The sequence below is a fragment of the Bradyrhizobium sp. genome, from assembly GCF_004799405.1.
In the GTDB taxonomy this organism is placed as follows: Bacteria; Pseudomonadota; Alphaproteobacteria; order Rhizobiales; family Xanthobacteraceae; genus Bradyrhizobium.
The window spans coordinates 1-13,575 of record NZ_SSMW01000158.1; the positions used below are offsets into that span (position 1 = coordinate 1).

General features: G+C 60.1%; 15 protein-coding genes, 1 tRNA gene and 1 pseudogene. 4 read left to right on the top strand and 13 right to left on the bottom strand.

All coding sequences use genetic code 11. The annotated features are described in order from the left end of the window. Nucleotides 1–50: 50 nt before the first annotated feature. From E7813_RS25245 to E7813_RS26250, 5 genes and pseudogenes are all read right to left on the bottom strand, one after another. Nucleotides 51–182, bottom strand: a complete 132-nt coding sequence (locus E7813_RS25245; protein WP_291578016.1) for a hypothetical protein — start codon at nucleotides 180–182, stop codon at nucleotides 51–53. Nucleotides 183–205: 23 nt separating this feature from the next. Further along, complete coding sequence (locus tag E7813_RS25250) at nucleotides 206–352, bottom strand: hypothetical protein (protein WP_291578017.1); 147 nt, start codon at nucleotides 350–352, stop codon at nucleotides 206–208. A gap of 507 nt (nucleotides 353–859) precedes the next feature. Then, nucleotides 860–1,087, bottom strand: coding sequence for a hypothetical protein (locus tag E7813_RS25255; RefSeq protein WP_291578018.1), 228 nt, complete (start codon nucleotides 1,085–1,087; stop codon nucleotides 860–862). A 99-nt stretch (nucleotides 1,088–1,186) separates the two neighbouring features. Beyond that, nucleotides 1,187–1,453: a hypothetical protein gene (locus tag E7813_RS25260; protein ID WP_291578019.1), complete on the bottom strand. Its 267-nt coding sequence runs from the start codon at nucleotides 1,451–1,453 to the stop codon at nucleotides 1,187–1,189. Between the two features lie 51 nt (nucleotides 1,454–1,504). Continuing rightward, nucleotides 1,505–1,663, bottom strand: a pseudogene (locus E7813_RS26250) (hypothetical protein); the annotation flags it as partial. 252 nt (nucleotides 1,664–1,915) lie between these two features. Here E7813_RS26250 and E7813_RS25265 point away from each other — a divergent pair. Next, nucleotides 1,916–2,143: a transcriptional regulator gene (locus E7813_RS25265; protein WP_291578021.1), complete on the top strand. Its 228-nt coding sequence runs from the start codon at nucleotides 1,916–1,918 to the stop codon at nucleotides 2,141–2,143. A 647-nt stretch (nucleotides 2,144–2,790) separates the two neighbouring features. Beyond that, nucleotides 2,791–3,036 (top strand): DUF2798 domain-containing protein, encoded by a 246-nt coding sequence (locus E7813_RS25270; protein ID WP_291578022.1) that lies wholly within the window; start codon nucleotides 2,791–2,793, stop codon nucleotides 3,034–3,036. 113 nt (nucleotides 3,037–3,149) lie between these two features. Here the strand turns inward: E7813_RS25270 and E7813_RS25275 are convergent, their stop codons facing one another. The 5 genes from E7813_RS25275 to E7813_RS25290 all read right to left on the bottom strand — a co-directional run bounded on the left by E7813_RS25275 (nucleotide 3,150) and on the right by E7813_RS25290 (nucleotide 6,996). Next, nucleotides 3,150–3,311: a hypothetical protein gene (locus tag E7813_RS25275; RefSeq protein ID WP_291578023.1), complete on the bottom strand. Its 162-nt coding sequence runs from the start codon at nucleotides 3,309–3,311 to the stop codon at nucleotides 3,150–3,152. Nucleotides 3,312–3,830: 519 nt separating this feature from the next. Then, the gene (locus tag E7813_RS26255; protein WP_363331217.1) at nucleotides 3,831–3,950 is read right to left on the bottom strand and encodes a ribbon-helix-helix domain-containing protein; all 120 of its coding nucleotides are present in this window, start codon (nucleotides 3,948–3,950) and stop codon (nucleotides 3,831–3,833) included. Between the two features lie 6 nt (nucleotides 3,951–3,956). After that, entirely contained in the window at nucleotides 3,957–6,104 is a 2,148-nt protein-coding gene (locus tag E7813_RS25280; RefSeq protein WP_291578025.1) for a DUF4011 domain-containing protein, read from the bottom strand. Nucleotides 6,105–6,159: 55 nt separating this feature from the next. Further along, on the bottom strand, nucleotides 6,160–6,309 hold the full coding sequence (locus E7813_RS25285) for a hypothetical protein (RefSeq protein WP_291578026.1): 150 nt from the start codon (nucleotides 6,307–6,309) through the stop codon (nucleotides 6,160–6,162). A gap of 612 nt (nucleotides 6,310–6,921) precedes the next feature. Next, nucleotides 6,922–6,996 (bottom strand) — tRNA-Gln (locus E7813_RS25290). A 214-nt stretch (nucleotides 6,997–7,210) separates the two neighbouring features. Here E7813_RS25290 and E7813_RS25295 point away from each other — a divergent pair. Both E7813_RS25295 and E7813_RS25300 read left to right on the top strand, forming a co-directional pair. Then, nucleotides 7,211–8,992 (top strand): acyl-CoA dehydrogenase, encoded by a 1,782-nt coding sequence (locus tag E7813_RS25295; protein WP_291578027.1) that lies wholly within the window; start codon nucleotides 7,211–7,213, stop codon nucleotides 8,990–8,992. Nucleotides 8,993–10,402: 1,410 nt separating this feature from the next. Beyond that, complete coding sequence (locus E7813_RS25300; RefSeq protein WP_291578110.1) at nucleotides 10,403–10,603, top strand: CsbD family protein; 201 nt, start codon at nucleotides 10,403–10,405, stop codon at nucleotides 10,601–10,603. 109 nt (nucleotides 10,604–10,712) lie between these two features. Here the strand turns inward: E7813_RS25300 and E7813_RS25305 are convergent, their stop codons facing one another. The 3 genes from E7813_RS25305 to E7813_RS25315 are packed head-to-tail and all read right to left on the bottom strand — an operon-like array spanning nucleotide 10,713 to nucleotide 13,542. Continuing rightward, nucleotides 10,713–11,720, bottom strand: coding sequence for an ABC transporter ATP-binding protein (locus E7813_RS25305; protein WP_291578028.1), 1,008 nt, complete (start codon nucleotides 11,718–11,720; stop codon nucleotides 10,713–10,715). Next, the gene (locus E7813_RS25310) at nucleotides 11,717–12,604 is read right to left on the bottom strand and encodes an ABC transporter permease (RefSeq protein WP_291578029.1); all 888 of its coding nucleotides are present in this window, start codon (nucleotides 12,602–12,604) and stop codon (nucleotides 11,717–11,719) included. The genes E7813_RS25305 and E7813_RS25310 overlap by 4 nt, the downstream gene beginning before the upstream one ends. Next, nucleotides 12,601–13,542 (bottom strand): ABC transporter permease, encoded by a 942-nt coding sequence (locus E7813_RS25315; RefSeq protein ID WP_291578030.1) that lies wholly within the window; start codon nucleotides 13,540–13,542, stop codon nucleotides 12,601–12,603. The genes E7813_RS25310 and E7813_RS25315 overlap by 4 nt, the downstream gene beginning before the upstream one ends. Nucleotides 13,543–13,575 lie beyond the last annotated feature (33 nt).

The window sequence follows — 13,575 nt, forward strand, 5'->3', positions numbered from 1 at the left end:
CAGGGTTACGTGTCGGCTCTGGCTCTCGCGCTGACATTTCCCCTACGCCCTCAATGAAATATGCCGTGGGAAATAGACTGCACCATGCTCTCCAGGCCGCTGAATAGTTTGCCGTCGTAATATTGCTGATCCCAAAAAAAGAGGACTGCGAGGACGATCAACGAAGCCACGAACATCCGCATCTCAATTTCCCTTTGCCTTCAGCCTAGGGCGCGGCGCGCTGATTCCGCTTAATCGAGGCAAACACGTTGCCTATCAGGGAGCCGATGCCGGCTGAGATCAGTGCCAAAGCCAGCATTGCGAGGCCGATGAACACCGCCCAGGACGCTACATTTACCAATATCTGGAACATTTGCGTTTGCTCCGCCCTCAAGGCTTGCTGATCCACCCCAAGCCCAAAGGGAATTGTCGAGCAACTTTAACGCGAGAGCAAGCGGCTATTTCGCCTTCGCCTTGAGCCCGAGCGCGACAAGGCGGCGGATGGCGTGTGCCCGACTAATTGTCTTGTCTGTTGATGCCGCGATCCAAGCATCGATCGCCGCAAGCTCGGAGGGATGCCAGCGCTCGCCGACTTGGGTACCGCGCCCGGTTGTGGCGGGACGCCCTCTTTTCTTTTTAGTGGTAACCGGAATTGACTTGGCCATAAAATTCGGGTTACCACTAAAGCAAGCCGAGGGGAAGCAGCAACTTCCGCCCCGGCTCTAACCCGAGCCACGAGGAGCTTAATCAAATGACCCAGGCTGACAGCGTGCATAGCACGCCACGGACAAACACGTCTGTAACTCGTCGAAGCGCACTCGGTACCATCGCCGCAGCTACGGCCGTCTTCGTCGCCACCGTCGCATTCAGTTAGGCCGGACTACGCCATCTGACGCCACGGCTTGTCACTACCCCGTGGCTGAACAGCCATCGGACCGGCGTGCATTTGTATCTTGTCACGCCGCTGGAAACGCCACGCGCTCTCGTGGCGGGCTAGTTCCTGCCACCGCTCTGCTTGGCCTAGCCATTTGCTGCCGTGTTCGGGGTCCGCCTTGGCACGCTCACGAAACAACCGCTCCATTCCTCTGCAGTCGGTAAGATCGATCATGAGAGTCACTCCTCAATCCCCCACGCCCTTGTGCTCTCGAAATTGGAAACTGAATAGACAGTGGCCCTGACGTTGTCGCTCACGAACCGGTGTGCGGAATTATTGGGCAGCGCCCCGCCTATGCGCCGGCATCTTGCGCTGCTTGCCGTCGAGGCCGACGCGGGGTTGGTCGTCATCCAACTGGTCAGCGTTAACCAGTTCATTGCGGGCATTTCGGACGGTGTTTTTTGCCACTCCAAGTTCTGCGGCAATCGCCCGATCCGACATCTGCGGATTGGCCGCTATCGCTTCCGCCGCCCGCTGCGCTTTCGACATTAATGGCGTGCCGCAGTGGGCAGAACTGGGCCGCTTGCTCTCGGCATTCATCGGCCTGCGCTCGAAATCGAGATGCCTCCTGTTCGGACATTTCAATGGGCCTTACTTCCGTGGGCGCTTTTCTTCTTTCGATAGATCGGACAGAAAACTCTCCAGCGCTTGCTTTCCGGCAAATCGCGCAGCCGCGTCCGATTGGTATCCGTCACCGGTCATCTTAATGCCGAGCGGCCTGCTCTTGCGGTGTATCTCCCAGCTCCAGTGATCCGGGTGCTCCCCGCGTCGAGGATGACGACATAATCGTTGATCGGATCGGGTGCCATAACAGGCACACTAGCCTCGATTGCCGCACCGCAGCAGACCGTAATTTAAGCAAAACAGGCCACTGCGAAAATCAAATTAGGCCACTGAGGGTCGAAACAGGCCAGTACCCTCCGCCGCCGCCTCCGCCGTTGTCGCCAAAACCAGCCGAACCTATGCGGCGGCGTTTATTATAAAAGCGGACCGGGGCTCCGAATGGCTCGATCCTTTTTGAAGTGGTCGGCTGTTGAGCTGGCGGAGAAAGCAGGCGTAGGTCTGTCTACCATCCAGCGCATGGAATTGGATGACGGCTTTCCGGCGGCGCGGGGCGGTAATATCGAGGCCGTCTATAAGACCCTCATTGCGGCCGGCGTCACGTTCTTGCCTGAGACGGACGAGGGTGTTGGCGTGAGGGGCAAGCACAAAGCGAAGCGCACGCGCTAGGCTTGGCGGTCGCACGAAGGAAGTCACCGAGGCATCGCGTTACATCAATGGATTGGCCCGCATGGCGCGCCGGGACGAAGCACCGCAATACCGCGCCGTCGAAAGCGGCTGGTTGGTGTAGTCTGACTTGTGTCAGCCACTACGCCGGCCTAGCATTGGTTGCCTAGCTCAAACGGCCTCGTGCCAAACGGAGGAAAGGACGATGATCCGAACGGTCCTCCTATTGGCTTTACTGCCCGGCGCTGCGACGTGACGTGCCTCGCAAGAGCGGCTACGGCGATCCTGGCGCTTCTGCTGTTATCTGGGTGCATGTCTCCTGCGGAAATGGCGGCAAACGACGACGCGCGGTGCTCGTCGTATGGCCTAAATTACGGAACCCCTGAATATGGTCAGTGCCGAATGGCCGCCGATCAGCAAAGACAGGCCGCAATGGCGCAGCTCGCGGGGGACATGCGCGCTCAAGAGGCTCAACGAGTCCAGCAGTTCCAGCGGGACCAACAAAACTACTCCCGACCGCAGGTAAACTGCACCACCATGGCAATGGGCGGGGGCATGTCCTCGACGAACTGCCAATAACCCCCGCCAAGTAATGTTCGCATGAGTTGATCGCGCCCGCGCGGCGGAAAGCTATTTGGAGGGTTACTACGGTGGGCATTTCCCGTCGCTATAGTCACTTCGTCTTTGGAGTCATCCAATCCGGCCTGACCTCGCTAATCGCGGCGGGGATAGCGAGTTTTCCTGCGCAGAGCTTGCTGCACTTCCTTCAGCACTGGACGGTCTCTTGGCTGATCGCGTGGGCCGCGATGCTCCCGATTGTAGTCTTGGCTGCTCCCGCGATCCGCGCCTTGTCATTGCGGTTAACTGCGGAACCTGATGAAGAGGCCGCCAACTGAGGCGGCCCGACGCACACTTGCCGGGAATGTGCATGCGCCGGGCCTAGCCGGGTTATAAGGGCGTGCCCGGCCTGTGTTGGATTGAAGCAATACCCGTGCCGACTGAGGCGCCCTTACTTATCTCTAACAATGCGAGCTAGCTGTTCTTTCAGCCATGCGTTCTCTTGCTTGAGGGATTTGATGGTGTGTTGGAGCGTCAGCACATCGGGCGGCTTGGTGCGGGCTGGCAGCGGACCAGGTGGCGTGATCTTCTCTTGGTAAAGGTAAACCATCACGAAGTGATCCCATCCTCGTGAACCAAGAGCCCTTGGAGTGGATTGTTCCACAACTGAGCATCACGAAAGGCTCCAAAAGGGGCCACTCTCAAAATCGGGTACTGTCCTAATTAGGACACTCGCGGCGGCAGATTAGGACAGTCCGCTGGAACCAATTTTGCCGGTGCAACTTACTAATTGAACCACCGGATGCACCCGCCCAATGCAATTCCGATGGAATGACGGCCTCAGTCCTGTCCAGCGCTGGGGCCGTTTCTTTATTTTCCCGTCGGTACGAGCTTGATGACGGTGCTCTTAGCGCCGAGCCGCTTTTCACGAGCCGCCTCATATCGCTTTTTAACTTAGCCTCTGCGAGAATGCGGACTTCCGAGGCGTCAAAATAGCCAGCTCGGAAATCGGTGAAATCCTCCATATTGTCGTGGTGCGTTGCGATGATGACGCCTGCGGCGGCCGATCCCGCGGGTCCCAGTCGGCAGGCCGGGGCGACGGCAAGAGCGTTTTGACGCGGCCAATGCGTCACTAGTCGAGAAGCGGGTTTTCGACCGATTGCCGTTTGCCGTGTTTTTTCAGCAAATCATTGAACGCCTCGACTGCCAGGGCGTTTAGCGTGGTGTCCTTTTCCACCGCCAGGAGCCGCAGGGCGCGCTAGCCATCGGCATTTATGCGGGTCAGTACAGATTTGAACGACCCGGGGTCACGGGCGGTCGGTCCGGTGATCTTTGGCTTGCGGCCCATGAGTTCCCCCTGATGGATTGCCGGACGAGCGTCCAGTTCTCTTTGGGCATTCAGAGCTTCGGTAAGCTGATCCGGGACGAGCTGCGAAACCACCCCCACCATCTCGGGAACGGGCCCGTCATCAAGCGCCTTACTAGCGCGAACCGTTGTTCGCAGGTCTGCAATGGATCCGATCTCAAAGTCGGAGTTGTCGGCAATGCAGGAAGAAAGCGTGCGCCCCGATCCGTCGATTTTGACGAGGCACACAAGGAGATCGTCCAACTGGGCACTCTGGACATTACCGAACCCAGCCTTGTTCCAGCGGGAGTCGGCCGGATGACCAAACGAACGCAAAAAGGTTTCGCTGGCACCTACAAATCGACCAAGATCGCCCTCGACTTGTGAAAGATTGGCAGCGCTGTTCAGCAACTCCGCCGGCAACCTCACCCCAGACAGAGCTTCAACGGCGCCCGAGTTCAAGGTCGATCCTCGCAGTGCCTGCCAAATCAGGTCAAACGGGGTCCGACCGCTCGCCTGAACAGCGTGCAAGGCATCAAGATACCTGGCAATCTCAACCCTGTTTTCACGCAGTGAACGACCAGGTGCCGCCGGCACCGCAATCGGCTGAACCTTTAATCGCTCCTCAATGCTTTCAAGTACCGCCTTGGGCGAAGCCTTGTCCGAATGAAGCTCGAGGCAGAACTCACCAATCCCGGCTTTGCCGAGCCTGCGCTTCACGACCTCCAACGCAGCCTGCTTTTCCGCCACGAAGAGAATCGTCTTGTTCGCTGCCAGGCCGTTCGCAATGATGTTCGCGATCGTCTGTGATTTACCCGTACCGGGCGGACCATGAATCACAAGGTTATGACCCTTCATCGCGTCGATGAGGGCGCTGTGCTGCGATGCATCCGCGTCCTGAATCAAAAACGGAGCGAGCGCCTCGATTTGCGGGTCATCTATTGAGTAGTCCGTCGGATCGCCCGGAAGCAGAGCGCCATCTCCGGTGTCTCCGGTCGCATCGGTCCCCCGCAAGATCGACCCCACGAGGGGGTGATCAACGGGATCCACTGTCCAATTGTCCGGACTCAAATCCGCATAGACCGCAAATCTACCGAACGCGAAGTGGCCCAGGACCATCCATCGATGTATCTGCCATCGTCCGAGCCCCGCGATGGCTTCTCTGACGCCCTCGAAATAGGCTTCGATCGAGCCCACCCCCTCCTCGTCGCCATTTTCAAATGCGGGGAGTTTGCGGTGAAAAGATACATGGGTTTCGAGAAGCTTTTGAAGGCTGAGGTTTGATTCCGCCGAGCCTTCGCTCGCCGACAATGAGTACGTGTTTTTACCGTACTGCTTCTTTACGTCTACTGTCACCGGAAGAAGCAACAACGGTGCGAAGGCCTTTTTGTCGGATGCGTCCGAATCATACCATTCGAGAAAACCGAACGAGAGGAACAGGGTTGAAATACCCATTTCCTGTTCCGCAAGCTTCGCGTCGGCGACTATTTTCCCCATTATCCGATCGAGCTCGTCCGGAAACTTGAGTGTCTGAAGTGCTGCGTCGCTATGCGACGGCTTTGTCTTCACGGGGCTGAGCTCGAAATTCGGATCGATGCCTGCCTGACGAGCGAGGTCTGCCCGGTTTATTTCGGCCTTCTTGGGACGAGGAGGAAGTCCGAATTCGCTTCTGATATGGTCGCGAAGTTCGCGTTCGAGTTTGGCCAACGCCAATTCGTCATCGCGTCCGGTGCTCTCGAGTGCCTCCAACTTCGTCAGATACTCAAGATTCGAGACCTTTGCATGCTCTAGGGCGCCTACGAACTCTTCTGTTTTTTCTTCCGGTGGCACGTTTTCCGGCTCGTCAAGAGGCTCTATCCGGAGCGTCGCGTCGTCGCCAGCCAACTTCTTGTAGATCTCGTCCATCACCTCGTCGACAATCTGAAGGTGCCTCTTGGACCTGTTACCGAGGTTGTAGTTTAGCATCCGGTTCTTTTTGGAGAGATCAAGCAGTTTTAGACGGAGGCGTCCGTACACCTCCGTCAGTCGGCCCCGCTCGCCCAAATCGTCAACGATGGTCACGGGATTTCCCATGATGCGCAGCTAACAAATCCCAGGCCTCCCCTTTGCGCGCAGCCTAGACCGCTTTACTTGCCGCTCGTTCGCGCTTCCTCTTGCTTAACCAATCCCGTACTGCCTTTTCCACGGCGTGGGACATCTTGATGTCGTCCTCAACAGCCGCGACCTTGACCGACTTTATGACATCCTGGTCCATGATAATCAGCACCTGTCGTTTCCCCGCAGGCGCACGAGCACGGGCCTTAACGGGTTTCTTTTTGAGCTGAGACGGCATCAGAGGTCCAGGTTGCGAGAGATCACGATGGCACGAGGAGCGCGCACCCGCAATAGTGCTGCGGTCATTATAGTACACTACGTCGACCGCCGAGGGCACATCGGGACGACGCCAGCGCGGGTCACGATCACGTGGCTGTCCTACCGCCTTGGCAGCGTCGTACTTGGTGCACTGCTGGATGGGTCGCGCGGCATGCTGGCGGTACTTCGTGCCGTCGCCGAAAGCTGTGTTGTCAATCGGAGGCGGCGGATAGCTGACTATCTTTTGTTAAAAACCTATCCAGTCATAGACTGACGAGCTTTTGCTCGAAGCACTATCAGTGGGCAAAATCGGATGCCGCCCTCGGCCGCAGTCGTGATCAAACCAGTCTCCGCCGATAGTCTCCGCAAAACGGGAATATTCTCAGACAAGGCCGGAGACTTTCAGGGATTTCCCCGTTGAGATCGGAGAATTGGGAGTCTGGAGACGAAATCGAATACGCGAAAAGCCGGGATTTCCGGCCTTTTCTCCCGTTTCTTGGGGAACCCGGCCGAACGCTTGAGTGCCTGGCTGGGGCGGGAGGATTCGAACCTCCGCATGGGGGAATCAAAATCCCCTGCCTTACCACTTGGCGACGCCCCAATAACCTGTCGGGAAAGCGGCGGGACCACGCCCGTTGCGGAATCCTTTCCGGCACCGCCGGTCTATAGAGAGATTCCGGCCATTTCAACCGCCTAAACCCGCGGTTTCGGCCCGAAAATTCCACCCCGGATTCCCTCCATCGGAGAGTTGAGAGAACGGCGGTTTCGTGGGAAGACGGCAGCCTGGGGCCCTTCCCTCCTTGCGAGACATCGTCATGACCTATCGCGCACCGATCAACGATATGCTGCTCGCCCTCAATCATGGCGCCGGCCTGCAGGCGGCGGTGAAAGCCGGCCATTACGGCGATTTCGACAGCGACATCGCCGCCGCCGTGCTGGAGGAGGCCGGACGATTTGCCTCCGAGGTGCTGGCGCCGCTCAACCGGATCGGCGACGAGAACGGCATCAAGCTTGCGGACAATAAAGTGACCACCGCTCCCGGCTGGCCCGACGCCTACAGGCGCTGGACCGCGGCGGGGTGGAATGCGGTATCCGGCCCCGAAGCGTTCGGCGGCCAGGGCCTGCCGCTCGCCATTAACGCGGCCTGCACCGAAATCTGGAGCGCCTCGAACATCGCATTCGGCCTCTGCCCGCTGCTGACGCTGAGCGCGATCGAGGCGCTCGCCGCCCACGGCAGAGAGGAACTGAAAAAGATCTATCTCGAGAAACTGGTGTCGGGCGAATGGACCGGCACCATGCAACTCACCGAACCGCAGGCCGGATCGGATGTCGGCGCGCTGCGCAGCCGCGCCGAGCGCGCGCCCGACGGCAGCTATCGCATCACCGGCACCAAGATCTTCATCACCTACGGCGATCACGACATGACCGACAACATCGTGCATTTCGTGCTGGCCCGATTGCCGGATGCGCCCGCCGGCACCAAGGGCATTTCGCTGTTCTTGATTCCGAAATTCTTCGTCAACGCCGACGGCTCGCTCGGCAAGCGCAACGATATCTATCCGAGCGGCGTCGAGCACAAGCTCGGCATGCACGCCTCGCCGACCTGCACCATGACCATGGGCGACAATGGCGGCGCGGTCGGTTACCTGATCGGCGAGGAAAACCGCGGCATGCAGTGCATGTTCACGATGATGAACCAGGCCCGGCTCGGCGTCGGCCTCGAAGGCGTCGGCATCGCGGATCGCGCCTATCAGCAGGCGCTGGCGTTCGCGCAGGAGCGCCGCCAGGGCCGCGCCATCGGCAAGAAGGGCGACGGCTCGGATCCCATCATCGTGCATCCCGACGTCAAGCGGATGCTGATGCAGATGCGCGCGCTGACGGCGGCGGCGCGCACGATCTGCTACGCCACCGCGGTCGCCCTCGACGTGTCGGTGCGCGCCGCCGATCCGAAGGTGCGCAGCCTCGCCGCGGCGCGCGGCGCGCTGCTGACGCCGATCGCCAAGGCATTCTCCACCGACATCGGCAGTGAGGTCACCTCGCTCGGCGTGCAGGTGCATGGCGGCATGGGCTTTATCGAGGAAACCGGCGCCGCGCAGCATTATCGCGACGCCCGCATCACCTCGATCTATGAAGGCACCAACGGCATCCAGTCGATCGATCTGGTCACCCGCAAGCTTGCAGCCAACGGCGGCGAGTCGGTTTGGGCGCTGCTGGCCGAACTCACCGAAATCGTCATCCGCGTCGAAACCTCGAACGATCCGGCGTTCGGCACCACCGGCGCCAGGCTGCGCGACGCCTTGATGTCGCTCGATCGCACCAGCCGCTGGCTGCTGGAGCGCGTCGCCTCCGCGCCAAACGAAGCGCTGGCGGGAGCCACGCCCTATCTGCGACTGTTCGGCTCGACGGTCGGCGGCTGCATGCTGGCCGGTGAAGCGCTCGCCGCGCGTGATCTCGAAGGCGCCGGCGACCCCGAGCGTTATGTCATGCTGGCAAGATTCTTCGCCGAAAACATCACGGTGCAGGCGGGCTCGCTGGAGCGGACGGTGATGGACAGCGCGGAAGCCGTCAACGGCGCGGACGCGGTGCTGCTGGCGTAGCGGCATCTGCGGTTCCTCCCCAACGCGGTCGTCCCTGCGAACGCAGGGACGACGCCGCGAGTGATGCAACGTGCTGCTCCAAATGAAGCCGTCATGCTCCGCGCAAGCGGGGCATCCAGTACGCCGCGGCCTATCGGTTCAATCATTGATGCCTCTGGAATACTGGATCGCCCGCCGGAGCCTGTCGTCGGGCTCGCCGAGGGCGAGACCCGATGGCGGGCGATGACGTCGGAATATGACTCCACGGTCTCGCGGCGCGATGCGTCCGAGTTTTGCCAAGAACCTTTTGCCTTCTGAGAACAGAGGGCGCAGGGAATGCCGGGCGCCCAATGCGCCCGCAGCCTGGCAGGGCAGAAAAAACAAGCCATGCCAGTAACAGTCACCACGGTCACACCGGTCACACCGGGAAAATCACCCGGCATTCCCCGCACAATGGTTTTAACGGTTTCCTTCGCGCTCTCCCCGGTGACCGGGCTTGTTTGCCACCGTCGCCAGCGGAATTGTCTTCCGCCAGCTTGACACCAGCGTCGGGGTGTCAGGACCACACGACTTCGCCGTCCGCCTCTGGCGCATTCGTCAAAGCGCCATCAGCGTCCACCGCATCCCGCCCCGCGTCCGTGACGATCGCGAGCCGCCCCTCTGTGGGACAGGACGCTTAAAGGTATAGATTTGATTTGGGTCAGCTGTCAAGTCTAATTCCGAAATTCAGAAATAAAAAGCACGGGTCAAGCTGCAGCGCAATGCCATCGCCGATATCCGCGAAAGCCAGTATAACGGTGGCGGTCGTGGCATCGTTCGTCATGCGCGCCGATAAATCAGAACAAGCCCGATCAACGCAAGAACGATCCCGATGGCGGCAGGCGCGAGTCTTCGAACAGCGAAGCTGTCCCGCGGACGGCGCGGTGTCCTATCGCGCCAGCGACGAGGCGGAATATAGCGGGCTTCCACGGCGACCTGCTTAAGCGCGGGTTCGACGCCGAACAGGCGTCACGTGCGCTTGTTTTCGAAGGACGTGCTGAAAATGGTCGCGCGCGACCGCATCTAGATTTGATTTCTGTGATCTTGAATGTCGTTGCGACCAGGTTCCCAAGCCCGATCAATAACGGTCGGTATTTTGAGGCTGCCGGTTGAAGCCCGGATCAGAAGATCACCGGGATAAACCGGCCTTGACGTGTCCGGTTCCTGACATTGCCCTCGGTATCGTTGTTCCGGTTACGGAACCGGGATTTTCGATTTGCGTTTTTGATCATCGAAGCTGGCAACAACCCGCCGACCGCCATCGGCGTACCTCACGGCAGACGAACACGGTATCCGGGATCGAAGGAACTTGAACCGTCCAAGCAGTCATTCTGTGGAACTGTTCGCTCCTTGACGACGTTGATCGAGCTTCAACCACACAGGATGATCGTCATGGACTGGAACCGTGTTGAGGGAAATTGGAAAGAGGTCAAAGGCAAGGTCAAGGAGAAATGGGCCAAACTAACGGACGACGATCTTAGCGCCATAAACGGACGGCGTGAACAGTTAGAGGGCCGTCTGCAACAGCGATATGGATATGCCAAGGATCAGGCTCGCAAAGATGTCGATACCTGGTTTTCGTCTCTGAAGTAGTCAGGTACGACTTCATCGACATTCTTCGCCGCGTGTTTATCGCGCGGCGTTTTCTTTCGAGGGAGTCAGGTCGCCGACAGGTCGTCGACGATGAGAAGTTCGTCCGGCTTCACGGCAATACTCCATGCCCGCCGACCGGATGCCAGCAGGCATACAGATGCGTTCCGTCGGCATCGGCCGCCGACAACATTGGCTGAGTGGCCCGACACACGTCGGTCGCGTAATCGCAACGCGGGTTGAAGCGGCAACCGGCCGGCGGGCGCAGCATGTCCGGCGGCCGCCCCGGGATCGCGCGCAGCCGTGTATGCGGCGGATCGGGCAGTTTCGGCGCGGACCGGATCAGGGCCTGGGTATAGGGCATGCAGCAACTGTGAAACAGCGACCGCGTCGACGCGCGTTCGACCATCTGCCCTGCATACATCACCGCCACCGCATCGGCGCGCCCCGCGATCACGCCGAGGTCGTGCGAGATCAGGATCATCGCCATGTTGCGCGCGAGTTGCTGACGCCGCAGCAGATCGAGAATTTGCGCCTGGATGGTGACGTCGAGCGCGGTGGTCGGCTCGTCGGCGATCAGTAGTTTCGGCTCGCCGGCGAGTGCGACTGCAATGGCGACCCGCTGGCGCATGCCGCCGGATAGCTGGTGTGGATATTGGCGCAGGCGCTCCGCCGGCAGCGAAATTCCGACGGAGGCGAGAAGCTCGGCCGACCGAGTTTCGGCGGCGCGACCGCGCAAGCCGAGATGACGCTTTAGCACTTCACCGATCTGGGCTCCGATCCGCTTGACCGGATTCAGCGACGACATCGGATCCTGGAAGACCATGGCGATGTCCTTGCCGCGAACGTCGCGCATCTCTCGCTCCGGCAGCTTCAGGAGATCACGGCCCTCGAATGCGAGGCAGCCGGTTGTGGTGACGGAGCCGTCCTTTGCTAGAATGCCGATGATGGTTCGCGCCAGCACGCTCTTGCCGGACCCGGATTCGCCGACGATGCCGACAGTCTGACCCCGCTGAATCGAGAACGATACACCATCGACCGCCTGCACAATGCCGTGAGGCGTATGAAAGCGCGTCCTGAGACCGGTGACATCAAGAAGGGCAGCGCTTGCTTTTGTCATAGCGCGCTGCCACGAAAATCCGTTCGGGCGCGCAGATTCTCGCCGATCAGGTTGATGGACAGCACCGTCAGGAACATCAGCGCGGAGGGTATGAAGCAGATGTAGGGCAATGTTGCCAGATCGGTCTGGCCGTCAGCGATCATGTTGCCCCACGTCGGCTGCGGTGGCGGCACGCTTAAACCGAGGAAGGACAGCACGCCCTCGACGACGATGATCCGCGAGACCACCAGCAGCGCATAGATCAGCATCGGGATGATGACGTTCGGCAGGATTTCGAACGTCAGCACCCGGTTATGGGTCGCACCCATGGCACGGGCCGCCAGCACAAATTCGCGCTGGGCAAACACCAGCGTGTTGGCGCGCGCCACCCGCATGAACGCCGGGATCGTCAGGAAGCCGAGCAGGAAAATCAGGATAGCGGTGTTGGCGCCGACATAGGCCGTGACCGCAAGGGCGATGATGATTCCGGGAAACGCCATGATTGCGTCCATGGCGGCGACGATGATGGATTCGGTGCGGCCCCCGAAATAGCCGGCCGTCATGCCAAGAAGAATTCCCACGCCAAGTCCGAACACCGGTGCAAACAGCCCGACGATGAGGGAAATCCGTGCGCCGAACACGGAGCGCGAAAAGACGTCGCGACCAAGCTGGTCGGTACCGAACCAGTATGTTGCATCGGGCCAGTTGGCGATGGCGGTGAAATCAGTTTCGATCGGGTTGCGCAACGGCAGCAGGCTGGCGGTCGCGGCCAGCACAACGACCATCGTGGTCCAGGCCACCGGAATCCAGAAGCTCAGGCCCAGCCGATGGCGCACGAACTGAGGGTTCGGCATACCGCTCGCCAGCACCGTGGTTCGGGCTTCACTATCAGCCGCCACCGTCATCGGCAGATTCTCGGATCGAGCGTCGCATAGATCAAATCGACGCCGAAATTGATCAGCACGTAACCGACGGAGATCACCGCGACACAGCCCTGGACCAGCATCATGTCACGATTGTAGACGGCCCCCGTCAACATGCGGCCGACTCCCGGCAGGCCGAAGATCGTCTCGACCACGAGCGCACCGGTGATCGCCGCGGCGATCTGCAGGCCGGAGACCGTCACCAGAGTGAAAGATGACGGCCGCAGCGCGTGCCGCAGCAGGATGAAAGCAGGACCAAGGCCCTTGGCCTTGGCAAGCGCGATATAGTCCTGTTGCAATGTCTTGATCATATCGGCGCGCAACACCGCAAAAAGCGGCGGCCATTCCGACAATCCGATCGCGAGCGCGGGCAGCACAAGATGCGCAAGATTACTCAAGGGACTCGCGATGAACGGTACGTAGCCGGTCGAGGGCAGCCAGCGCAGCTTGAGCGCGAACAGGAACATCAACACGGTGGCCGTGATGAAAACGGGCGCGGCGAGCAGCAACAGCGCCGCCGAGCTGATGAGGCGGTCGATCCGGCTGCCGGCCTTGTAGGCGCACCAAACGCCGACCGGCACCGCGAGCAGCAGCGCAAATCCCTGGCTCAGCAGCATCAGTTCGATCGTCACCGGGAGCCGATCGACGATCGATTCCATGACCGGCACCTGAGTGATGTAGGAGCGGCCGAGGTCGCCATGCAAGAGACCGATCAGCCAGTGCAGGTAACGCAGGACTAGCGGCTGATCGAGGCCGAGTTCGGCCCGCACCTGCGCTATCGCGGCCGGCGTCGCCTCATTGCCGAGCAGGGAGAGCGCGACGTCGCCCGGCAGCAGGTTCAAGAGCAGGAAAGTCGCCGCGGCGACCAGCAGCAATACCAGGATCAGGCGCAGCAGCTTGCGCAGAAAGAAGGGCAACATCACATACACCTTACAGCGCAATCTCAAAGGCTG

Coding starts and splice junctions, on each gene's coding strand:
- E7813_RS25265 (WP_291578021.1), top strand. CDS start 1,916: ATGGCTCGATCCTTTTTGAAGTGGTCGGCTGTTGAGCTGGCGGAGAAA.
- E7813_RS25245 (WP_291578016.1), bottom strand. CDS start 182: ATGCGGATGTTCGTGGCTTCGTTGATCGTCCTCGCAGTCCTCTTTTTT.
- E7813_RS25250 (WP_291578017.1), bottom strand. CDS start 352: ATGTTCCAGATATTGGTAAATGTAGCGTCCTGGGCGGTGTTCATCGGC.
- E7813_RS25300 (WP_291578110.1), top strand. CDS start 10,403: ATGGACTGGAACCGTGTTGAGGGAAATTGGAAAGAGGTCAAAGGCAAG.
- E7813_RS25295 (WP_291578027.1), top strand. CDS start 7,211: ATGACCTATCGCGCACCGATCAACGATATGCTGCTCGCCCTCAATCAT.
- E7813_RS25260 (WP_291578019.1), bottom strand. CDS start 1,453: ATGAATGCCGAGAGCAAGCGGCCCAGTTCTGCCCACTGCGGCACGCCA.
- E7813_RS25310 (WP_291578029.1), bottom strand. CDS start 12,604: ATGACGGTGGCGGCTGATAGTGAAGCCCGAACCACGGTGCTGGCGAGC.
- E7813_RS25255 (WP_291578018.1), bottom strand. CDS start 1,087: ATGATCGATCTTACCGACTGCAGAGGAATGGAGCGGTTGTTTCGTGAG.
- E7813_RS25315 (WP_291578030.1), bottom strand. CDS start 13,542: ATGTTGCCCTTCTTTCTGCGCAAGCTGCTGCGCCTGATCCTGGTATTG.
- E7813_RS25305 (WP_291578028.1), bottom strand. CDS start 11,720: ATGACAAAAGCAAGCGCTGCCCTTCTTGATGTCACCGGTCTCAGGACG.